At 58.4% G+C, this 22,906-nt stretch carries 19 protein-coding genes; 10 read left to right on the forward strand and 9 right to left on the reverse strand.

Features of this window, described 5'->3' with window-relative positions; all coding sequences use genetic code 11:
- The first annotated feature begins 18 nt into the window (after positions 1-18).
- Positions 19-1,506: a UbiD family decarboxylase gene (locus AC0TNG_RS18475; protein ID WP_473702501.1), complete on the forward strand. Its 1,488-nt coding sequence runs from the start codon at positions 19-21 to the stop codon at positions 1,504-1,506.
- Positions 1,507-1,534: 28 nt separating this feature from the next.
- On the opposite strand, the gene AC0TNG_RS18480 is transcribed toward AC0TNG_RS18475, so the two are convergent.
- From AC0TNG_RS18480 to opgC, 5 genes are read right to left on the reverse strand one after another with little or no spacing between them, the layout of a single operon-like run.
- Positions 1,535-1,960 (reverse strand): ATP-binding protein, encoded by a 426-nt coding sequence (locus tag AC0TNG_RS18480; RefSeq protein WP_473702502.1) that lies wholly within the window; start codon positions 1,958-1,960, stop codon positions 1,535-1,537.
- Positions 1,961-2,299, reverse strand: coding sequence for an STAS domain-containing protein (locus tag AC0TNG_RS18485; protein WP_196352235.1), 339 nt, complete (start codon positions 2,297-2,299; stop codon positions 1,961-1,963).
- Positions 2,289-3,503, reverse strand: coding sequence for a PP2C family protein-serine/threonine phosphatase (locus tag AC0TNG_RS18490; protein ID WP_473702503.1), 1,215 nt, complete (start codon positions 3,501-3,503; stop codon positions 2,289-2,291). The genes AC0TNG_RS18485 and AC0TNG_RS18490 overlap by 11 nt, the downstream gene beginning before the upstream one ends.
- Before the next feature lie 9 nt (positions 3,504-3,512).
- The gene (locus AC0TNG_RS18495) at positions 3,513-4,412 is read right to left on the reverse strand and encodes a hypothetical protein (RefSeq protein ID WP_463726725.1); all 900 of its coding nucleotides are present in this window, start codon (positions 4,410-4,412) and stop codon (positions 3,513-3,515) included.
- 11 nt (positions 4,413-4,423) lie between these two features.
- The gene (opgC, locus tag AC0TNG_RS18500; RefSeq protein WP_473702504.1) at positions 4,424-5,641 is read right to left on the reverse strand and encodes an OpgC domain-containing protein; all 1,218 of its coding nucleotides are present in this window, start codon (positions 5,639-5,641) and stop codon (positions 4,424-4,426) included.
- 280 nt (positions 5,642-5,921) lie between these two features.
- Between opgC and AC0TNG_RS18505 the strand changes: the two genes are divergently transcribed.
- The 9 genes from AC0TNG_RS18505 to AC0TNG_RS18545 all read left to right on the forward strand — a co-directional run bounded on the left by AC0TNG_RS18505 (position 5,922) and on the right by AC0TNG_RS18545 (position 18,931).
- Positions 5,922-7,739, forward strand: a complete 1,818-nt coding sequence (locus tag AC0TNG_RS18505) for a glycosyltransferase family 2 protein (protein ID WP_090416884.1) — start codon at positions 5,922-5,924, stop codon at positions 7,737-7,739.
- Positions 7,736-9,055 (forward strand): DUF3131 domain-containing protein, encoded by a 1,320-nt coding sequence (locus AC0TNG_RS18510; protein WP_090416882.1) that lies wholly within the window; start codon positions 7,736-7,738, stop codon positions 9,053-9,055. The genes AC0TNG_RS18505 and AC0TNG_RS18510 overlap by 4 nt, the downstream gene beginning before the upstream one ends.
- On the forward strand, positions 9,052-10,599 hold the full coding sequence (locus AC0TNG_RS18515) for a DUF3131 domain-containing protein (protein ID WP_473712906.1): 1,548 nt from the start codon (positions 9,052-9,054) through the stop codon (positions 10,597-10,599). Before AC0TNG_RS18510 ends, AC0TNG_RS18515 begins: the two co-directional genes overlap by 4 nt.
- Complete coding sequence (locus AC0TNG_RS18520; protein ID WP_463726728.1) at positions 10,584-11,978, forward strand: DUF3131 domain-containing protein; 1,395 nt, start codon at positions 10,584-10,586, stop codon at positions 11,976-11,978. The genes AC0TNG_RS18515 and AC0TNG_RS18520 overlap by 16 nt, the downstream gene beginning before the upstream one ends.
- Positions 11,975-12,400: a globin family protein gene (locus AC0TNG_RS18525; RefSeq protein WP_090416876.1), complete on the forward strand. Its 426-nt coding sequence runs from the start codon at positions 11,975-11,977 to the stop codon at positions 12,398-12,400. Before AC0TNG_RS18520 ends, AC0TNG_RS18525 begins: the two co-directional genes overlap by 4 nt.
- A gap of 11 nt (positions 12,401-12,411) precedes the next feature.
- Positions 12,412-15,078 (forward strand): hybrid sensor histidine kinase/response regulator, encoded by a 2,667-nt coding sequence (locus tag AC0TNG_RS18530; protein WP_463726729.1) that lies wholly within the window; start codon positions 12,412-12,414, stop codon positions 15,076-15,078.
- Positions 15,078-17,249: a glycoside hydrolase family 2 protein gene (locus tag AC0TNG_RS18535; RefSeq protein WP_473712943.1), complete on the forward strand. Its 2,172-nt coding sequence runs from the start codon at positions 15,078-15,080 to the stop codon at positions 17,247-17,249. Before AC0TNG_RS18530 ends, AC0TNG_RS18535 begins: the two co-directional genes overlap by 1 nt.
- Before the next feature lie 94 nt (positions 17,250-17,343).
- A complete protein-coding gene (locus AC0TNG_RS18540) occupies positions 17,344-17,631 on the forward strand; it encodes a VF530 family protein (protein ID WP_024909521.1) in 288 nt (95 codons plus the stop codon).
- A gap of 7 nt (positions 17,632-17,638) precedes the next feature.
- A complete protein-coding gene (locus AC0TNG_RS18545; RefSeq protein ID WP_473712908.1) occupies positions 17,639-18,931 on the forward strand; it encodes a glycoside hydrolase family 10-like protein in 1,293 nt (430 codons plus the stop codon).
- A 39-nt stretch (positions 18,932-18,970) separates the two neighbouring features.
- Here the strand turns inward: AC0TNG_RS18545 and dsbG are convergent, their stop codons facing one another.
- Genes dsbG through AC0TNG_RS18565 form a run of 4 tightly spaced genes read right to left on the reverse strand, consistent with a single transcriptional unit; the run spans position 18,971 to position 22,834 of the window.
- Positions 18,971-19,729 (reverse strand): thiol:disulfide interchange protein DsbG, encoded by a 759-nt coding sequence (dsbG, locus tag AC0TNG_RS18550; protein WP_473712910.1) that lies wholly within the window; start codon positions 19,727-19,729, stop codon positions 18,971-18,973.
- A 41-nt stretch (positions 19,730-19,770) separates the two neighbouring features.
- Positions 19,771-20,382 (reverse strand): DsbA family protein, encoded by a 612-nt coding sequence (locus tag AC0TNG_RS18555; protein ID WP_473712944.1) that lies wholly within the window; start codon positions 20,380-20,382, stop codon positions 19,771-19,773.
- Between the two features lie 7 nt (positions 20,383-20,389).
- The gene (locus tag AC0TNG_RS18560; RefSeq protein WP_473712911.1) at positions 20,390-22,414 is read right to left on the reverse strand and encodes a protein-disulfide reductase DsbD family protein; all 2,025 of its coding nucleotides are present in this window, start codon (positions 22,412-22,414) and stop codon (positions 20,390-20,392) included.
- Between the two features lie 48 nt (positions 22,415-22,462).
- A complete protein-coding gene (locus AC0TNG_RS18565) occupies positions 22,463-22,834 on the reverse strand; it encodes a hypothetical protein (protein ID WP_048992352.1) in 372 nt (123 codons plus the stop codon).
- Positions 22,835-22,906 lie beyond the last annotated feature (72 nt).

Genomic DNA, 22,906 nt, shown 5'->3' on the forward strand with positions numbered 1-22,906 from the left:
CAACCGAGGGAGGAAAATATGGAAAACAAGATTAAAGATCTCCGCAGCGCCATCGCCTTACTGCAGCGCCACGAAGGGCAGTATCTTGAAACCGATCGTCCGGTCGATCCCAACGCGGAGCTGGCGGGCGTCTATCGCCATATCGGCGCAGGCGGCACGGTCAAACGCCCAACCCGCACGGGCCCGGCCATGATGTTCAACAGCATTAAGGGCTATCCGCACTCCCGCATTCTGGTGGGCATGCACGCCAGCCGCGAGCGCGCGGCGCTTCTGTTAGGCTGCGAGCCCTCTGAACTGGCAAAACACGTCGGCCAGGCGGTGAAAAAGCCGGTTGCGCCGGTTGTCGTTCCGGCCACACAGGCCCCCTGTCAGGAGCAGGTCTTCTACGCTGACGATCCTGACTTCGACCTGCGCAGGCTGCTTCCGGCCCCGACTAACACGCCGATTGATGCTGGCCCGTTCTTCTGTCTGGGGCTGGTGCTGGCAAGCGATCCGGAAGACAGCTCGCTGACGGATGTCACCATCCACCGCCTCTGCGTGCAGGAGCGCGACGAGCTTTCCATGTTCCTTGCCGCCGGGCGCCACATCGAAGTGTTCCGCAAAAAGGCGGAAGATGCCGGAAAACCGCTGCCGGTGACGATCAACATGGGACTCGACCCCGCCATCTATATCGGCGCGTGCTTTGAGGCCCCCACCACGCCATTTGGTTATAACGAGCTGGGCGTCGCCGGGGCGCTGCGCCAGCAGCCGGTTGAGCTGGTGCAGGGCGTGGCGGTCAAAGAGAAAGCCATCGCGCGGGCGGAGATCATCATCGAAGGCGAACTGCTTCCGGGCGTGCGCGTGAGAGAGGATCAGCACACCAACACCGGCCACGCGATGCCGGAGTTCCCGGGCTACTGCGGCGAGGCGAATCCCTCCCTGCCGGTGATCAAAGTGAAAGCCGTGACTATGCGAAACCACGCCATCCTGCAGACGCTGGTGGGGCCGGGGGAAGAACATACCACACTGGCCGGATTGCCGACCGAGGCCAGCATCCGCAATGCCATTGAGGAGGCGATTCCGGGCTTCCTGCAAAACGTCTATGCCCATACCGCGGGCGGCGGCAAGTTCCTCGGAATATTGCAGGTGAAAAAACGCCAGCCGTCAGACGAAGGACGTCAGGGCCAGGCGGCGCTTATCGCCTTAGCCACCTATTCGGAGCTGAAGAACATTATTCTTGTCGACGAAGACGTGGATATTTTCGACAGCGACGACATCCTGTGGGCAATGACGACGCGCATGCAGGGTGATGTGAGCATCACCAATATTCCGGGGATCCGCGGCCACCAGCTGGATCCGTCCCAGTCGCCGGATTACAGCACCTCGATTCGCGGCAACGGCATTTCCTGCAAGACGATCTTCGACTGCACGGTGCCGTGGGCGCTGAAGGACCGCTTCGAGCGCGCGCCGTTTATGGAGGTGGATCCGCGTCCGTGGGCGCCGGAGCTGTTTGCCGCTAAAAAATAGAGAAAATCACGCGCGTATGGCCCACAGGTCATACGCTTATTTTCTTTTCAAGCGTGGCGATATTTTCACCCGCCACGCGTTTCACAGTGAAACGATCGACGCTCAGCAAAATGAGCATCAGCCCCCTGCCGCTCTCCAGCAGCGGCGACATTTCGCAGAAACGGTCTCGCCTGGCGGCCTCAAGCCGCTCCTGCGGGAACGCGTCACCCGCGTCGTTAAAAACAACGCAGACATCATTGCCGCGGACGTCGAACTGGACGCGAAAGGCGCGCGAGTTATCCTCGTGAAGCGCGTAGCGGATGATATTCGTCGCCACTTCACAGGCGGCGAGATCGAAGGCGAAACGCCACTCATCATCGACGGGAAGCGCGCTCAACCTGTCGCCAAGCCAGCCGGACAGCGGCGTCAGGGACGCGATCGCCGCCGGAAATTCAGCCTGATCCGGCCTCTGCATCTACTGCCCCAGTTGCGCAAGCGCGCTATGTTTATCCGGATAGATGCGGAAGATGCGATCCATTCGGGTCAGGGTGAACATGTTCATGATCCCGGGGTTCAGGGAGCACAGCGCCATTTCGCCTTTCCCGTTCATCAGCTTGAACAACGACACCAGCATCCCCAGCCCGCTGCTGTCGATAAAATCCACTTTGCTAAAGTCGACGATTAAGGCTTTACGATCGCTGCCAATTTCCTCCGTCACGGACGCTTTAAACGTCGCGGCAATGGACGCATCCAGCCGCCGAACTGCGGGGGTGAGAATATTGGCATGTGGTAATCGTTCGGTGTTAATAATCATTCTGTTCTCCCTGACGCTCAATCACGAGCAGTGACACGTCATCGGTTAAGGCGATGGGTTCATCACGATTTGCATTGCGCCAGTCGGTCAGGTGGTCACCAAACCGCGGCAGGAGCTGGTCAACCGGGAGCCGGGCATGCTCATGAAGCCAGCGTTCGAGACGCTGCGGGCCAAACTGCTCGCCGCTGACGTTCTCACACTCCGTAATACCGTCACTGAATAAGCATAAGCGATCCCCCGGATTGAGGGTAAACGCGACGTCCTCCCAGCTCAGGTCTGGGATCAGCCCGACCGGCGGGCCGCCATCGCCCACGGACGTGACTTCGCTGTCTGCGTTCACAATGACGGGAGTGGGATGTCCTGCCTGGCACAGCAACCCCTGCCCAGTTTCTGGATCGATCACGCCGTAAATGAGCGTGAAATAACTGGTGATGTCGCTCTCTTCACTGCAAAAGCGGCTGTTCAACATCCTGACGACCTCCGCGGGTGACTGAATGCCGCCCTCATCGGTAAACAGGAAGCGGTCCACCACCCGGCCATGTAAAAACTGGCGAGCCACCGCGAGGGACATCATCGCGGCCCCCACGCCGTGACCCGAGACATCAACGCAATAGAATCCCAAATGGGAATCCAGCGGAAAGATATTGAACACATCGCCCGAGACCCAGGCTGACGGTAGGAAAAGCCAGTCGGAGAAGTAGTCGCCGTAGCGTAAGCGGTGTGAAGGCAGCACCGAGTGCTGAACGCGTGCCGCCAGTTCAAGATCTTTTTCAATCTGATGCAAGGCTTCACTCAGGCGCTTGTTGTGCGCCGCGAGGGTCGCTTCCAGCGTCAAAATACGGACCCCGGCGTGAAGCCGCGCCCGGAGTTCAGCCTGTTCAACGGGTTTACTCAAAAAATCATCCGCCCCGGCATCAAACCCCTGCGTCACGTCCCCGGCATTCTCGCGGGCCGTCAACAGGATGATATACACATAGTGGCCAAACTGACGGTTACGGATCGTCTGACAGAGCGTAAGTCCGTCCATTTCCGGCATTTCCCAGTCGCTTATCACCATGCTAACCGGCTGACTGGACAAGATTTCCAGCGCGGCGACGCCATTTTCCGCCTCGCTCACGAGATACCCCCACTGGGTGAGCATCCGGGAAAGTAGACGACGATAAATCAGCGAATCCTCAACAATTAACACGTGCAGAGCCGACATGTATCCCTCCTATAGCGGTAAGAACCAGATGAGGCTCACGGTCCCTTCCCTGAATTTTGCGTTACCGTTGCCGTGCCCCGGATAGCGCGTCCCCGCATAGTTAGCGTACTGAACAGAGAACGATCCCGGCGTATAGCCCGCGTAGCCAAAGCTGTAGCTGTAATCGCCGTTCCAGGGCTGCTGCTGGCTGCTGTCCGGAAACCAGAATGCCGTCGCACGAACGAAGAAATGTTGTTTGAAGGTGTAGCCGCAGCCGCCCAGCATGACGTTTTTATTTTTGCGGATGTCATCGCTGCTGAGGTCGTAGTAGCGCGGCACCCAGCTGTACCCGACCTGGCAAATGATGGAATCCCCTTTATTAATCAGGAGCGTGTTTTCGACCGGTTTCGGTAGCGAAAACTTGTAGGCCAGCGTGAAGGCGCCCTGTTCGAAATAGGTATGTCTCCGGCTGCCTGACGTCCAGAAGTGGTTTTCACCGTAGTTACCGTAAACCAGGCTGAACGTATTGGCGTGCCAGTCATCATAGCCGAAGCTGTAGCGAAAATCGGCGGTATAGCGGGTGGTATCTCTGACCGGCAACCGGGAGGTAATGTTGGCAAACCAGAAGCTGTACGGGGAATACTGCAGACTAAGGTTGAGCGTCTGGTTTATTTTTTTCTCCTGCGCGGCGCTGTCAGAGCTATTTGGCACGCTCACCAGCTGCTCTTTCAGCCCCGAACTGAAGCTCAGAGCCCCAGAAAATTTCTTGTCATTTCCCGAGAACAAACGCCCCCACCGGCTGGTAAAAACGCCTGCCTGAACGGGTTCACCGTTCTTATCGCGCAGGGTTTCTTTATCATTGCTTTGTGCCGCCTCTGCGGCGGGGATCGCGGCGAGCAGCACGCCCGCCAGAAGCCATTTTTCGCGCATAACCGCCATCCTTAGTTAGGTATCCAGCGTGCGCCGACGTCGTATTTTGCCATCAGCCACAAAATACCCAGTGCCGCCGCATGCACTAACGTGTTCTCTATCCAGGCGTGACGCCATAAGTCGAAGGTGATGAACTGGCTCACCAGCAGCACCACGTACACATGCAAAATAAAGGTATAGAGCGAGTGCTGGCCTAGCGGGATCAGGAACCATCCCAGCAGGCGGTTGAGCGGCGTCCAGCAATACGTCAGCACCAGGTAGACGGTAACCATCAGAGCGATATCGTTTAGCACCCTCACCGGGCCCAGCCCGTTCTTCGCCGCCCAGGTGTGATAAAAAGTATTGAAGCTGTCAGGCGGGATGACGTGCATAAGTAGCGCGGGCGGCATAAACGGGTTGGTATGGTTCTGGGCGACAAATCCCAGCACCAGCGACACCATGACCAGCCCCACTACCACCCCTTTCCCCGGAGGCGTCCGGGCGAAAGAGAGCAGTTCGGCTTTATACCAGCCGCTGGCCATCCCCAGCACAAAGATGAACTGCCAGGCCAGCAGCGGAAAGGCAAATTCGAACTCCGACGGGGTCAGCCGAAGCGGCCACCGCTGCCACAGGCCGTACACCAGCAGCGACAGCCCTAACAGCCACCAGACTTTCCCTTTCTGCAACATCCCTAAAAAAAGGGGGCTAAAGAGCAGCAAAAAGATATACAGTCCCAGAATTTGCGTCTGATGGGGGCCGATCTGCAAATAGAGAATAATGTTGAACCAGGTCTCTTTAATCTGCGGCGTAACAGGATAAAGCGACCAGCTTTGCCCCGAAAAACGGTCGGTAAAATGGGTAACCTCGAAAATATTAATATGTGGGATATAGGCCAGAAGAATAAATGACACTATGACAATGATATTTACGCGATATATTTTCCACGCCCTGAGATAAAGCCCCCAGGAAACCGTGAGTAAAACCACTTTTTGCAGACGCGCGCGATTCAGCATTCCCAGCATAAACCCCGAGAGAATAACAAACCCTTCAGCACCTGTGGTCAACCCGAAGCGCTCCCAGGAGAATATATTAAATACCGACATTACCTCCGTATGCGCCACGACCATCATGACGAGGGCAATGCCGCGCATAAAGTCAATTCTCAGATCCCGGGCACCTGCAACAGCATAACGCCATGCTATTGATTTAGCGGCATCTTCTTGCGCGATGGACGGCGCAACATGGCTCATAGGGTGTCCTTTGCCTGAAAACGAACATTAAGGTCTAAATAAAGTAGATAGCCTAAAGGAATAGTAACTGCAATTTATCGGCGACAGATGAAACATATTAAGCAGAATTAAAGCTGAATTAACCCCTGCTACATATTAATAAAAACGCGGCTGGACACTTTTATTGGGCATTCTACACTTATCTTAAATCTTGTTTAATCGCTATTTTCTTTCTCTTTTGGGCAACTGTCTGCGCAGCAGAATGGGTCTGCATTTTCACGGAATCAGGAACGCCGGAACTATGGATTTTTATTTTTCCCGTTTTGAACATCGTCGTCCTCCGGAGCCGTTAACAACACCGCGTTGGGTAATGATGACCTGGCAGGTGTTAGCGGTCGCGGCGCTTATTCTGGGCGCCAATTATATTTACTGGCGCTGGACCTCCTCCCTGAATACGGACGCGTTATGGTACGCCATACCGCTGGTTCTCGCCGAAACGCTGGCGTGGATCGGCACAGTGCTGTTTACCATCAATTTATGGAAAGAACAGGATCCTCCCCAGTGCCCGCCGCCTGGCGAAATTAACGAATGCCTGTCGCCAGAAGAGACCGTAGAACCTCGTCCTGTAAAAGTGGATCTGTTCATTGCCACCTACTCGGAAGATACCGAACTGGTCAGGCTATCCATTCGCGACGCCCTGAAGATGGCGTACCCGTTCCCGATTGACTACCGGATCCACGTGCTTGATGACGGCCGTCGCCCGGAGATGAAAGCCGTTTGCGATGAGGAAGGCGTCAATTACATCAGTCGACAGACCAACATCGGCTTTAAGGCCGGTAATCTGCGTAATGGCCTTGAGCAAACTGACGGCGATTTTATTGTCATCTGCGACGCCGACACCCGGGTATTTCCCACCCTACTCAGCCATACGCTGGGCTATTTCCGCGATCCGGACGTAGCCTGGGTGCAGACACCGCAGTGGTTCTTCGATCTTCCGGAAGGTGAAAATTTGTCACGCTGGGGCCAGCGGAAAGCGGGAAAAGTGGGCTACGGTCTGGGCTGGCTGATTCAAAAGTGTGTTGGCCCGGTCACGATAGGCCGCGACCCGTTTTTTAACGATCCACGCATGTTCTATGACGTGATCCTGCGGCGGCGAAACTGGGCGAACGCGGCTTTCTGCTGCGGCGCGGCCTCCATCCACCGTCGCGAAGCGGTCATGCAGGCCGCGCTGCGCAGCTATGTCTGGTCCGTCGAAGAGGAGATCCATCGCCATACGCGCGATATTCGCGATGACGAAACGCGGGAAGCGCTGCAGGAGGCAATGCGCCCGCACGTAGCGTTTGACACTGAGCTAACGCCCTACAAATTCCACGTCTCGGAAGATATTTACACCTCGGTGCTGCTGCACGGTGACGCCGCACGACGCTGGCGCTCGGTCATGCACCCGCGGGTGGAGTCGAAGATGCTCTCTCCGCAGGATATGCTGACCTGGATGATCCAGCGCTTTAAGTACGCCGCCGGCTCGCTGGATATTTTGTTCCATGACAACATCTTCAGCCGTCGCCGCTTCAGGCTTTCCCTACCCCAGACGCTGATGTATGCCACCACCTTCTGGTCGTACATGGCCTGCGTGTGGAACACGGTGTTTTTGATTTCACCCATAATTTATCTGTTCACAGGCATTCCGCCGGTATCCGCCTGGTCGACGCCGTTTTATCTCCACTTTCTCCCGTTTTTTATTTTCTCTGAACTGGCCTTTATGTTCGGGACATGGGGGATTTCGGCCTGGGACGGCAGGGCCTCCTACCTCTCCTTCTTTTCCATGAACCTGCGCGCGCTCAATACGGTGCTGCGGGGCGAGCAGATCAAATTTCACGTTACGCCAAAAGAGCGGCAGACGGGCCGCTTTCTCTACCTGGTGAAGCCGCAGATAGCCATCGTGGTGCTGACCCTGACAGGACTCGTCTGGGGCGGTATCCAGGTGGCGCGTGGACAGGTGGACGACCCCTCCGGCTACGTCATCAATATTTTCTGGGGAGGGGTGAACATCGCCGCCATGCTGCCGCTAATTTTCGCGGCCATGTGGACGCCCGCTGAAGAGGACGAGGTCACCCAATGAGGATACGTGATGCCCTGCTGCCCGCTCGCAGCTACCTCACCATTTTGCTCGGGTTCCTGCTCGGCTTTGCCATTGTGGTCTGGGTGGAGAAACAGATGCCCACGCGTGTGGAAAGCAGCGGCGGCATCGCGCTCAGTAAAGACTTCCCACCGCTGCCTGCGAAACGGGCGCTGACCTATGACGAAGCCATCTGGGCGCGGGTCGCCTGGCAATACTACGTGAATAATACCCAGCCAAACGGCCTGGCGAACGCCAGCGACGGTGAACCGTGGCTGAGTCTATGGAGCGTGGGGAGTTATCTGTTTGCGACTGCCGCCGCACAGCAGCTCAACATCATTTCCACCGATGAGTTTGACGAAAGGGTCAGCACGGCCCTGTTTACGCTGGGGCAGCTGCCGCTCAACGAGCGAGGCCTCCCTGCCGCGTATTACCATGCTGACACACTCAAGATTCTGGGCAAACCTGACGTCTCCGCAATCGGTCTGAGCAGGCTGCTGACGGCATTACAGACCCTGCTGTGGCGCTATCCGCAGCACGCGGCGGCCATCCGCGATTTGTTGAGCGTGTGGCGCACCGCGGCGCTGATTGAAAATAACACCCAAAGCCAGGCTTCGGTGCCGCTCCATCACTGGACGCTGACCGATGACGAACAGCGGGACAGCTTTGGCTATAGGCTCTATGCCAGCCATACGCTGCGCTTAATTGACAGCGCGGCAGGCCTCGCGGTGACCAACCCGCCTGAAGGGCAAAAGATGATCGATCTGGACGGCGTGATGGTGCCGGATGAAGGGCTACGCACGCCCTGGGGCAAGCAAACCTCCCTGATCAGTCTCCCCTATCTGTTAACCGGCCTTGAGCTGGGCTTTGACGCGCAGAGCGCTGAAATCGCGTGGCGGATTATGCAGATCCAACAGCGGCGTCATAGCCTGCGTACCCCAAAACCGCCGGTCAGCACGGATTATGCCGAACCGGCGCCGGATTATGTTAACGATCTGCCTAACAGGCAGCCGGTTCAGGCGCGCAACCTGCGCGACGAAGTGCCGGAGAAGGTGGCGATTACCTCCACACGCACCGCGTTTGCCTGGTACGCCCTGTTCCGCAACAGCTGGAGCGAAGCGCTGCGCCAGCAGGTTCTGCCGCTTCAGGTGCCGGGTAAAGGCTGGCAGCGCGGGTTAAATCTCAACAACAGCGTCAATGCCGTCGTAGACGCCGATACCAATGCCATTGTGCTGGAAAGTCTGTCTTACATCGCGCATGGCCAGATGCTCTGTCTGGCCTGCCTCTCCACTTCCCCCTCAGCAGGAGCAACGCCATGAAGCCACGATCCCCGATCCTTTTCCACCTGCTCACGGGAATAACGATCTGCTGGCTGGCCTTATCGACCGTGCGTGCGGACACCGAGCTTCCTGCATCAGGTTACTCCCCGCGTAGCGGCGAGCTGACCGCCCGAGAGATGACCATCGCGAAAAACGCCTGGCAGTATTTCGTCTCCAACTATCAGCCCACGACGGGCCTGGTGAATGCGGTCAACAAATACCCCTCCACCACCATGTGGGACAGCGCCTCCTATCTGGCCGCCCTGACGGCGGCGCGCGAGTTGGGGATCATTGATAAAGCGGAATTTGACCGCCGGATGCTAAAATTCCTCGCCACGTTAAACACCCTGGTACTGTTCCGCAACGAGCTGCCCAACAAGGCCTATAACACCATCAGCGGCCAGAAAGTGGACTACACCAACAAGCCCGGTGAAATTGGCTTCTCGGCGCTGGATATCGGGCGAATGCTGGTCTGGCTGAAAATCATCAAAGAGCGTTATCCGGAGTACGGCAACAGCATTGATAACGTGGTGCTCGGCTGGGATTTCAGCCACGCGATCGACCCCTGCGGCACGCTGTACGGCGCCTATCTGGAGAACGGCCAGCCGAAATATGTTCAGGAAGGTCGGCTGGGCTATGAAGAGTACGGCGCGGCCGGTTTCCAACTGTGGGGGTTTAATACCTGTAAAGCCAGCCGTCCGCAGCCTTACGAGCTTGCCGAAATCTACTGCGTGCTGGTCCCGTACGATACACGCGACCCGCGCAACACGTCGCAGCATAACTACGTGGTGACGGAATCCTACCTGCTCTACGGGCTGGAGTTCGGCTTTGATAAACCGACCGACCGGGATAACGCCCCGCGCGACTACTCCCTGACGTGGATGAAAAACTTTGCTGACCGCGTTTATCAGGCTCAGGAGAACCGCTATACCATTACCGGCGTCCTCACCGCGCGATCTGAGCACCAGCTCGATAAAGCCCCTTACTTCGTCTATGACACCGTCTTCAGCGACGGGTACAACTGGAACACCATTACCGATAAGGGCCAGTTCGTCCCTAACGCTGCCGCGATATCGTTGAAGGCGGCGCTGGGCATGTGGGTGCTGTGGAACTCCCCCTATACCGACCGCCTGCTGAACACCATTGAGAATGCCAACGAAGAGGGAAAAGGCTACTACGAAGGGCTATATGAAAACGGTGACGGGCCGATCAAGGAGTTCACCGCGAACAATAACGGCATCATGCTGGAGGCCCTGCTGTTCAAAAAAGAGGGAAAACTGCTGGCCTTCAACACCGACAACCCGAAGAGCAAGGATTTTGCCCCATCGCTGTGGGATCAAAAGCTGCTCGATCAGTTTGAAGAGAACAACGCGCTTCGCAGCCGTCCGTTCCTGAGCAGCACGCCGGCCGTAAAAAGCTGGTGCGACCGGACCGGCATCACGCAGCGCACCAGACCCGCCTGCCAGGCCTGTCAGTGCGCATCATGCAGCGCGGACGAGCCCGTTAAACTGCCTCCGGTGACTGCGCAATGCTTAAAACCATAGCCAGAGGGCTCGCGGGATTACTCCTCGCAGGCGCGATCATCTTTGCTCTGCTTGGCCATCAGGGAGCCGGCTGGCGCTGGCTAATTAATGGCGGCTGGCACTCCAGCGCGCGTATTGCCGCCCTGACGCCGGAAGAGCAGAAATGGGCGGCAACCGCCTGGCGCTATTTCGTCAACAATACCCAGCCGCAAACGGGCCTGGTCAACGGGAGCGACAAACAGCCCCGCGCCACGCTCTGGCAAATGGGCGATACGCTTATCGCCCTGCTGGCGGCAAAAGAGCTGGGGCTAATTGATGACGCCGAGTATGACGCTCGTTTAACCCGTCTAATGGGCACCCTTAACCGCCTGACGCTGACCGAGATCCGGACGCCGGGCCGGCTCTATTCCAGCCAGACGGCGGCGCCGATCGATTTTAGCGGCAACCCCGTCAAAAATGGCTGGTCCGCACGCGATATGGCTCGCCTGATGCTCGCCCTGCGCCTCACCGCTGAGCGGGAGCCACAGTACAGTGAATACCTCGATAAAATTATCCTGCGCTGGAATTTCTGCCCGGTCATCGACGGTGAAGGCGAACTGTGGTCATCTTCGCTGCAAAATGGCCAGCCGGTGGTCCGGGCAGAGCTACGTCTGGGCGAGAGCGAATACGCCGCGACGGCGTTTCATCTATGGGGTTTTTCCCCGGATAAAGCGTTTACGCCGCCGAAGAACCACGTCATCATCTCTCAACGGCGGCTGGCCGTGGATGCCCGGGATCCGCGCACCACGTGGCAGCCCTCCCTGATTACCACCCTTCCCTATATGCTGCCGGGCCTGGAGTTTGGCTGGGAGCCCGAAAGCGTTGCGGCCGATCTGCAAAAGCGTCTGCGCAAGCAGGCCGAAAACGTCTGGCTAAGCCAGAAGACCCGTTGGGAGACCGATAAGATCCTGACGGCCAGGGCAGATTTCTCGCTCTCTCAGGCGCCCTGGCATATTCAGGATACCGTCTGGGGAAATGGCTATGCCTGGAACTCTGTCGGCGACGATGGCCGGGACTACACCCGTTTCGCGCAGGTATCGACCAAAGCAGTCTTTGCCCTGTGGGCCCTGTGGGACACCCCGTACACCGACGTGCTGATGACGGTTACAAAACACCTTAACGATCCGCAGAAAGGCTGGTACGAGGGCCGTCAGGAAGCCACGGGGGATACCAACGCTGCCTTAACCCTCTCAACCAATGCCACGGTTCTGGAAGCCCTTTTCTTTAAACACAACGCCGGGCCGCTGTTTGACGTGCGTCGATCGAAGAAAGAGAGCTATTTTTCACGCCGTCTGGCAGAGGAATACACGCCCATCGGGCACTGTCTACCGGGCGAAAGCACCCTAAGGAGGACGCCGTGAAGTTTTATCGCGATCTGTTTGAATCCAGCCTGAACCGCGTCTTTCCGAATAATGAAAAAACCGCGTTTTTTCAGACGTTCTATGACACCTTCGTCCACATGTCACCCGAAACTGAAGCGCATTTTTCTCGTCTGCCGGATCGGGAAGGTCAGCAGACCCTGTTTAAAAGCTTCTTCGCCATGCTTGCGGTAGACGGCGCATTAATCGTGCCTGATTTTCTCGAACGCCTGGCGCGGGAGCAAAGCGACGACGGTCTCCACCTCCCCCCGCGATTTTTTGCCCTGTGGCGCGAAGCGATGTTGAACGCGGTGAGCCTGCGCGATCCGCAGTGCGACGATGAGATCCTGACGGCCTGGGCCATGGCGATCGCGCCCGGGTTGGAATACCTTCGCCGACAGGCAGAACTGCACTACCGCGCGTAGGGAGGATCACGATGAGCACATTCACGTACGATCTTAACGCACTGCCGGCCGCCGTCATGATTTATGACTGCGAGGAACGCCTGCAGGCATGGAATCACAACGTTGCCCTGTTTTATCCGGTCATTACCCCGTGGCTGACAGTGGGGACGACTCTTGAGGCGCTGGCGGAACGCTTTATCGATGCCGTTTACAACGTCGACCCCGGTCTTCGCCAGACGCTGCGGGAGTCAGTGGTACGCAACTGTCGGCAGGATAAACACTGCGAAGTGCGGCAGGCGGGCCAGCGGCGGATCTTCGTTCAGCATCAGCGGCTTTCGGACGGCGGTATTGTCAGCCTGCACAGCGATATTACGGAGCTGGATGAAGCGCAGCGCGCGCGCCACCAGCTGCATGACGACTTTCTGCTGACGGCGGAATCCATTCATATCGGGATCTGGGACTGGCAGGTTTCCGGCGACACGCTCCAGGTGAACGACACCCTGCTTGCCATGCTGGGCCAGTCGCGCACACAGTGGCGATATCCGGTGCGGTTTTTGCTGAATCAGGTCCACGAGAACGATCGCGCAGCGCTGCGCAAGGCGCTGCACGCTTCGAAGCAGGATCACCGTCCGGTCTTTGAATGTGAAATTCGCGTACATCATCCTACCGAAGGACTGCGCTGGATGCTGCTGTCAGGCCAGGTGGTCACGCTCTCCATTGAGGGAAACGCCGAGCGCGTTATTGGCACGCTGCAGGATATTACGCGGCGCAAAGAGGCTGAAATTCAGGCGTTCGCCTCGGCCCTTGAGGCACAAAAAGCCAATGAGGCAAAAAGCGCGTTCCTGGCGAATATGAGCCATGAAATTCGTACCCCGATGAACGGCATTATTGGCATGACCCAGCTGTGCCTGGATACGTCTCTCAGTGCCGATCAGCGCGATTACCTGACGCTGGTGATGAGTTCTGCCCAGTCTCTGCTGCATATCATCAACGACATTCTCGATTTTTCCCGAATTGAAGCCGGCAAAGTGGAGCTGGAGGCGGACCCCGTGCCTGTGCGCACCTTTATTCAGTCGCTTATTCGCCCGCACATGCCGGGGGCGAGCGAAAAAGGCATTGAGCTGCTGGTTGATATTGCGCCCGGCGTCCCCGACGTGCTGCTGGTCGACGGCGCGCGTCTGCGCCAGATCCTGACCAATCTGCTGGGTAACGCGCTGAAGTTTACCCATCAGGGAGAAGTGATCCTGATTGTTGAGCCCGACGATAGCGCGGACAGATGGCGTTTTCGCGTGCGCGACAGCGGCATTGGCATACCGGCAGATAAGCAGAAGGCTATTTTTGAAGCCTTCAGCCAGGCGGATAACTCAACCACACGCCGCTATGGCGGTACGGGGCTCGGTCTAACCATCTCTGCGCGACTGGTTGCGGCGATGGGGGGCGAATTAACGGTCTCCAGCGAGCCGGGAAAAGGCAGCGAATTTTCGTTCTCGCTGCCGCTGGCGGCACAGACCCTGGCGCCTGGCGAGCGCCCACATAGCCATCGCTTTAACGGTGACCCCGTGCTGGTAGTTGATGATAACGAGACCAACCTGCGGCTGCTGGCAGCGATGCTCAGCCAGATGGGGCTGAAACCCACCTGCGTCAACAACGCCAGCGAGGCCATCAACCGGGTTAAAGCTGGAACAGTATGGCCGCTGATCCTGCTAGACGCACAGATGCCGGATATGGACGGCGTGTCTCTGGCCCTTGAGCTTTCAGTTCTGCCGCAGGTTGCTGAGAGCCATATCATCATGCTGAGCTCCATGAGCCGACATTTTGATATCAATATGCTGAAGCGGATCGGGATCAAGAACTATCTGCATAAGCCTATCGCCCAGGATGAATTACATCAGGCGATTGCCGCCGCGTTTGAACGTTCGCCGGCGCCCGTGGGTGAAAGCACGCCCGCGCCTGTCGCCTCGCCAGGGGCTACGGGACTGCGGATCCTGCTGGCAGAAGATAATCTGGTTAACCAGAAGGTCGCCGCGCGCCTGCTTGAGCGGCTCGGGCACACCTGTCAGATCGTCGATAATGGCGTCTCGCTGCTGGAACGCTGGCGCGCGGGCGCGTGGGACGTTCTGCTGATCGACCTTCAGATGCCAGAGATGGACGGTGAGACCGCCATTCGCCTGCTGCGTGAAGAAGAACGGTCCCGGCCTGGCCCGGCTCAGCCCACCGTCGCCATGACCGCACACGCCATGCAGGGGGACAAAGAGCGCTGTCTTAACATGGGTTTCGACGGCTACATTGCCAAACCCATCAGCCAGGAGCGTCTCGCTGAAGAGATTGCTCGCGTGCTTCAGCGCCACGAAGATTCCTCCGGTCTTCCGGATGAAGCTCGCCTGCTGAAGCAGTGTGCTGACGACCCTGACCTGGTACAGGAGCTGCTGGCCCTGTTTGGCGAAGGGCTGGAGGAGGCCATGAAGGCCATCACCCGGGCTATCGACAGCGACGACCGCGACGCGCTGCGCCGCGCGGCCCACAAGCTGCGGGGAGAAGCCGTCACCCTGGACTTCAGCACGCTCGCACAGCAGCTACAGGTGCTGGAAAGCGACGCGCATGCGCTGGATGGGCAACAGCTTGCGGCCCTGAATGAAAACCTTCGCCAGGAATCACGGCGCCTGACGGCATGGCTCACCGCGCGCGGGGTAAACGCATGATGACTCGCAACTGCGCGCTGCTTTTTGCCCTGTTGGCCCCCCACACGGTGGCGAACTCTGCGCCGGTCAGCTGGTCTCTGGCTGGAGAATGGCAGGTTCAGGACGCCAATGACAGTGCGCATCCTGCTGCATCAGGCTGGCGCCCGCTTCAGGTTCCTGCCAACTGGTACAGCGCCGGGTACGATCACCAGGGCGCGCTGTGGTACAAGCACGCGTTTTCCCTGCCCGTGCAGCCCCCCGACGTGATGAGTACCCTGGTGTTTGACGGCGTCGATTATCTAGCAGAGGTGACGCTAAACGACCAGCCGCTGGGCAAGCATGAGGGCTATTTTCAGCGCTTTTCGCTGGATGCCCGTTCCGCGTTACAACGTCACAACCAGCTCGTGGTCAGGGTCGACAGCCCTTACGAAGATCCCACTAATGTCTGGCCGCTGCATAAAACGCTCATGAAGGGGATCCTTAACCAGCATGACACGCGTCCCGGTGGGGCCTGGTCGCCGCAAGGACAGGACGCTAACTCAGGCGGCATCTGGGCACCGGTCAGGCTGCATCTTAGCCGGGGCGCTACCCTTGATGAGACCATCCTGCGGCCCGACTGGACGCAGGGGCTGACTCGCCCGGCGCTAAAGGCGGAGATACGCTATCGCGCGCTCGGTCAGGGCCCGGCGACCGTGCGGCTCACCGCCACGCCCGCCAATTTCAGCGGCAAGCGCTATCAGGCTGTCTTTCCGGTTACCCTCGAAAGCGGCGCCCATTCCGTGCAGGTGACGCTACCCATGCCGAAGGCAAAACTGTGGTGGCCGGTCGGTACGGGGAAACCGCACCTGTATACCATTCACGTGGCATTGCGCGATGAAAACGGCCTGATGGATACTGCGGTGACCCGCACCGGGCTGCGCAAAATCGTTGAGCAGCCCGACAATAAAGGCTGGCTCATTAACGACAGACGCCTTTTTATTAAGGGCAGTAATTACATCGGTTCCCCCTGGCTCAGCACCATGACGCGAGAAAAATACCGTCGCGATCTTCGTTTGGTGGAGACCATGAACGCTAACGCCATACGCGTGCACGGACACGTTGGCGGGCGCGCGCTGTATGACGTTGCCGATGAGATGGGGATGATGATCTGGCAGGACGTCCCGCTGCAGTGGGGCTACGACAGCCGTGACGCCTTTACGAAAAACGCGGTTCGCCAGACGCGGGAGATGGTCGAACAGTTTGGCAATTCCCCCGCCATCATCGTCTGGGGCGGGCATAACGAACCGCCCTGGAATTCGCCGTGGATGGAAAAACGCTTCCCGGACTGGAATAAAGATCTGAATCGCGAGCTCACGCAGCGGGTGGCGGACACGCTCGCCGAAGATACTTCCCGCATCGTGCATCGCTTTTCCGCCGTTGAGGAGCATTACTGGGCGGGCTGGTACTTCGGCACCGTGAGCGACCTGCTGACGCCGGCCAAAACGGGGATCATCACCGAGTTTGGCGCGCAGGCGCTTCCCCGCTTATCGACGCTAAAAACCATCATCCCGGCGGCGTCGCTCTGGCCAAAAACGACCGCCGCTGACGATCCCGGCTGGACCGTCTGGAAATACCATAATTTTCAGCCTTTCCAGACCTTTAAGTTTGCCGGTATCCCGCGTGGAAACAACATTCAGGAAATGATCCGCAATACTCAGGCGTATCAGGCGCGGCTGGTGGCCACTGCGGCCGAGAGTTATCGCCGACAACGCTACCAGCCGGTGACGGCCCTGTTCCACTTCATGTTTGTGGAAACCTGGCCCTCCATTAACTGGGGCGTGGTGGACTACCTGCGTAAACCTAAGGCCGGGTTTTACGCGCTACAACGTGCGTACCAGCCTGTTCTGCCGTCCATTGAACCGGTCACCGCGCAGTGGCAATCCGGGGCGGCGGCGACCGTGCGTCTGTGGGCCATCAACGACACCTGGAAACCGTGCCGCGAATGCCGTCTGACCTGGCACATCACCCAGCGCGATAAGATGCTGGCAAAAGGCACGACGACGATGACGATCGCAGCAGACTCGGGAACGATGATTAAAACGCTGACGACCACGCCCGCTGGCCAGGATGACGTGTCGATTCGGTTTACGATAAAAAACAGTGCGGGAAAAATTGTCGGCGAAAATCAGCGCACGGAGTCCGTCATAAAGTGAGCGAGGGGAAAAGGAAAATTGCCGCTTCCCCTGCTTTCTTGTACCCTTTCAGCGTTTACCCCAACCCCCTAAAAATCGAGACATCCGGACGCCTATGACTGCACATATTTCCAAAGATCCTTTGCATGGCGTAACGCTGGAGATGATGATCAACGCTCTGGTGGCGAAATATGGCTGGAGCGAGTTGGGCGACCGCATCAAAATTAACTGTTTCAGAAAAGACCCCAGCGTTAAATCGAGCCTGAAATTTCTGCGCCGCACCCCGTGGGCGCGCGCGGAAGTGGAAGCCCTGTATCTGGACTCTCTCAACGATGAGGGAAATACAGAGCAGGCGGCGCCCGCCTTTAATCCCTGGGCCAACAGTCGGATTATCAAGAGCTAATACGCAAATGACGCGACACGTAAAACGGATCGGTGCGCTGGCTGCCTGCGCGCTTTTACTTGTGAGCTGCTCCTCAAAACCACCGAAATCGCTGGTTACCCCTCTCCCCACCGTCAGTAAACCGACGCCGCAGGCAAACGAGCCGATGCGCGGCATCTGGCTGGCGACCGTCTCGCGTCTCGACTGGCCCCCGGTCGCGTCGGTGAATGGCCGCAGCGCGGACCAGCGCATCGCGATGCAAAAGCAGGCGCTGATCGCAAAGCTCGACAACCTTAAGCATCTCGGCATTAACACGGTCTTTTTCCAGGTGAAGCCGGACAGCACGGCCCTCTGGTCATCAAAGATTCTCCCTTGGTCGGATATGCTGACGGGCAACATCGGGGAATATCCGGGATACGACCCGCTGCAGTTTATGCTCGATGAAGCGCACAAGCGCGGCATGAAGGTCCATGCCTGGTTCAACCCCTATCGCGTGTCGACCAACACGAAGCCGTCCACCATCGCCGCGCTAAACCGGACCGCCTATCAGACCCCGTCCAGCGTCTATGTTCAGCATCCGGAGTGGGTGCGCATCTCAGGCGACCGCTTTGTGCTCGACCCGGGCATTCCCGAGGTGCGGGACTGGATAACCAAAGTGGTGACCGAAGTGGTAGCGAACTACCCGGTAGACGGCGTGCAGTTTGATGATTACTTCTATGCCGAATCGCCGGGCTCCGCGCTGAATGATTCGCAGACCTGGCGGCAGTACGGCCAGGGATTTGCCTCAAAAGCCGACTGGCGAAGACACAACACGCAGCAGCTGATCGTCCAGGTTTCCCGCGCGATTAAACAAACCAGGCCCGACGTTGAGTTTGGCGTCAGCCCGGCGGGTGTGTGGCGTAACCGCTCCTTTGACCCGGCTGGCTCCGACACACGCGGCGCTGCGGCCTACGATGAATCCTTCGCCGATACGCGTCAGTGGGTGCAGCAGGGCCTGCTGGACTACATCGCTCCGCAGATTTACTGGCCCTTCTCCCGGGATGCCGCACGCTACGACGTGCTGACCAAATGGTGGGCCGACGTCGTGAAGCCGACCCACACTCGCCTGTATATCGGCATTGCGTTCTACAAGGTGGGCGAGCCGTCGAGAAATGAGCCGGACTGGACGGTTCAGGGCGGCGTGCCGGAGCTGAAAAAGCAGCTCGATCTCAACGATTCTCTGCCCAACGTCAACGGCACCATCCTGTTCCGGGAAGATTACCTGAACCAGCCGCAGACCCAGCAGGCGGTAAACTACCTCCGTGGACGCTGGGGTAGCTAAGTAACGATCAGGCAGAAACGCCCGTTTCTGCCTGTTTTTTTACGGCTTCGGCCCGAACATCGCCTCGAGCTGCTGCGCATCCGGCATCCCCACCACCTGCTGCAGCTCGTTTTCCGCATTCAGATAATAAATAGCCGGCGTGGCGTTAGCGCCCAGGCTGTCCATCAGCGCCTGATGTTTCTGTAAGATCTCAACTGTTTCGCGGGAAGCCTCGCCTTCAGGCTTGGGCAGTTTTTTGCCGCCGGAGAGCTCATATTCGCGCCAGGCCGCAACCGGATCTTTCGCATTCAGAATCACTGAGGCGTTACGCCCGCTGTTGGGGTTGAGAAACGCCACCAGCAGCGTGTTGAGCTGAACCTTGCCCGCCTTCACCCACGGCTGCGCTTCGGCCCAGAACTGCTTGCAGTACGGACAGAACGGATCGGCAAAGACAAAGACCTTACGCGGGGCATTATCCGCCCCTTCCTTCAGGGGATGCGCCGCGTTGAGGTTCTTCCACATTTCGCGTCCCATTGGGGCGTAGATCTCTTTCTGGAAATAGCCTTCGCTGAGGTTCTTCCCTTTGTCATCATAAAGATATCCCGAGATCACGTGCTTGCCGTCCGGCGTAAGAAAGAGCGTCACGCCCATATCCTGATACTGCCCCAGCCAGGCCGGTGCGCCGCCAGGCGCATCCAGCTTCTTGATGATTTTGATGTTCTGCTGCTCGCTGAAGTGCTTCACCACATCCGGTATGGCTTCAGCCGCCTGTACCAGCCCTGACGTCGCCAGCGCCGAAAGTAACAGTAATTTTTTCATTTCCCTCTCCGGTTTGTCGGGGGCATTCCGCCCCCTTCAGGTTAGCGGTTTTTCAGTGCGTCACTGACCATTTCGTCGAACTGTTCGTACGGCACCCAGCCGGGCAGCAGCCCCTCGCCGATAAGCGTGGCAGGCGTGCCCTGGATCCCCATTTTTTCCGCCACAATGAGGCTGCGCCTGATCGTCAGAAAACTCTCCTCGTCCGGCGTCGTCACGCTCACGCCCGCCCGCTTTTGCGCCTCCTGAATGCTGGCGTCATCGTGGTACCCCTTTTTCGCCATCAGAGTGTGGTTCAGCTTCATAAACTGCTCAGGATGCGCACGCCAGACGGTTAACGCGTCTCGCGCGGCGGTCAGCGAACTTTCCGAGCGGAAAGGTAAAAACTTAAAGACCACCGCCACGTCCGGGTGTTTTTCGACAATCTTCTCCAGGTACGGATCGAATTTTTTACAGTACGGGCAGTTGTAGTCGGTAAACACCACCAGGGTGAGCTTTGGGTTTTTCGCGCCGATGCGCGGGGAGTTCGGATCGTTAAACAGGAAGTCAGCGATCATCTTCTGCGCGCGCTGCTCCTGGTCCGGCGTCAGCGGCTGGGCAGCAAACGCCTGAAGCGGGGCAAGCAGGAGCAGAAGCGTAATAAAGAGTTTATTCATCATACCGTTAGCCTTTTGCATTGTTCAGGGTGGTGACCAGGGTGCGCTTGTCCAGCAGCGGCGAGAGGACTTCCCCTTCAGGCAGGCCGGGACCATACACCGCGTTAAACGGAATGGCGTAACGGTTTCGCTTCGCCAGAAAATCCGCGATAAACGCGGACGGCTGGCTCCAGTCTCCGCGCAGGGCTACCACGTCCGGCTGGCGCAGCGCGGCAATAACGTCCGGCTGATTGAGTACGCGGTGCTCGTTCACCTTACACGTCACGCACCAGTCCGCCGAGATATCTACAAACACCCGTTTCCCCTGCGCCAGCGCCTGCTCAATGGCCTCTTCACTGAGCGGCTGCCACGGGATGGTTTGCGCAACGTTTTGTGCCGGTGCGTCAGGCGGCGCGTTAAGTAGACCGCGCAGCTGATACCCGCCGAACGCCGACAGCGCGATGACCACCAGCCAGAACAGCGGCGAAGATTTTTGCCCCTTCAGCGCGAACAGCACCAGCGCAGCGGCAGTCAGCGCCAGCATCACGATCTGGCTGACCGCCTCGCCCAGATGCACGCTCAACAGCGTCGCCAGCCAGAGGCTGGAGGCCAGCATCATCATGCCGAGGATGACCTTGAGCGTGTTCATCCAGCGGCCGGGTTTCGGCAGCAGCATGGCCGTTTTCGGCACCAGGGCAACGAACAGCCACGGCAGACTCATGCCCACGCCGAGCATCAGGAAGATCAGCCACAGGGCGTGCAGCGGCGCGCCAAGGGCAAAGGCGACCGCGGTACCGAGGAACGGTGCGGAGCACGGCGTCGCCAGCAGCGTGGCGAACATCCCTTCGCAGAAGCTGCCGCCGATCCCCGATCCCCCTGCCGTCGCCAGCCGTCCTGCGGCAGAAGAAGGCAGCAGCATTTCAAACGTCCCAAACAGGTTCAGCGCAAACAGGAAGGTCACGGCGACCATCAGGCCGATAAACCACGGGTTCTGGAACTGAATACCCCACCCCAGCGACGCTCCGGCCAGCTTCAGCGCGGTGACCATCCCGGCCAGCAGCATAAAGGAGGTGAGGATCCCGGCGCTGGTGGCCAGAAAGCGCAGCCTGATGGCACGGCTGTTCGATCCCGCCAGCAGGATGCTGTTAAGCTTCATGCCCATCACCGGCAGCACGCAGGGCATCAGGTTCAGGATCAGCCCGCCCAGCAGCGCAAAGAGCACCATTTTTCCCGTGCTGTCCGGTACGGAGGTCTCTTCGGGCGCGGTCCCAACGGTCATGGTGGTTTGCTGCGCCCGTTCGCCGTTGGTCAGCACATACGACAGCCTTTTGCCTGCCAGCGAGGCAGGTTTATCACCCCATTCGTCGGTCACGGGTACCGTCACCCGAAGGGTATTGCCGTCGTGTTTAATGACCGGCTCGCCGGGCAGAATGTCACCCTCCAGCGGGTCAAAGTAGATCCCCGGATTGTCCCATTTGCCGTCCGTCGTGCCGGTAATCACCAGCTTGTCGCCAGAGAGCCAGGCAGAGAGATCCTTGGATACGCCAGACGTGCCCGGCACGGCGCGCATCGTTTGCCCGAAGGCGCTACGGAAGCCCTCATCCACCGGCTGGGTAAAATCGAGATGCAGCGGGTAGTCCGTCAGCAGGCAGACGTTGCTGCAGGTAGAGAGCGTCAGCGTCCCGTCGAGCGTGTCGCCCTTCGCTCCATCGAGCGTAATCGGGATCGTCACCTTATCGTGATAGCCCTGCGTGGTCATGCCGGAGATATCGAAGCGCGACGGCACCGGCCAGGACCAGCTGTCCGTTACGCCTTCCGGCCAGCTGATTTTTGGCGCGACGCCGCCCTCGCCCGGCGATCGCCAGTAGGTTTTCCAGCCGGGCTTTAGCTCAACGGTGAGCAGGCCTTTAACGTGCGTTTGTTCCCTCTCCGCCTGAAAGCGGATGCGGGCGTGATCGTTTTGTGGGGAAACCAGCCAGCCGGTGTCTGCCGCATGGACAATGCCGATGCAGGACAGCCACAGGAAGACGAATCCCCTGAAGAGGTTAACCATGTTGTACTCCGTGAACAGTGAAAAATTATCGTGTGGTGACGATATTTTTCATTCACGGAAAACGCAGTTTTTAAGGTGTATTCGGGGAGGAGGTGCCTGAACGGGCTGTTCCACGGGAGCCAATGCCCGCCCTTGCGTCAACAGCTGCAGCAGCGCGAAGAAGATAATAATGGCCGGTAATGCACCGTCGAAGAACAGCGGCTGGGCGCAAAGCAGCGAGTGCGCGCCGAGCTGACACGGCGACGGGCCGGGTTGTTCAGTGCTGCTGGTTTGAGCCGGGGCATCTGCACTCAGTGAAATCTGCGGATCCAGTCCCTGTAAAAAATGGTTGAGCATCACCGCACGCTGCACGAGGCAAAGCGCCATCGCGAGACAGGTGATAATCAAAAGCCATTTTCCGAGGAGCTGACGGTTGCGCATAACATTCCAGAGTGACAAGACGCCCCGATCATAAACGATAGTGATGAATCTACAAGTGCCGGAAGTGTAAGG

Source organism: Enterobacter sp. PL_is514, assembly GCF_055816715.1.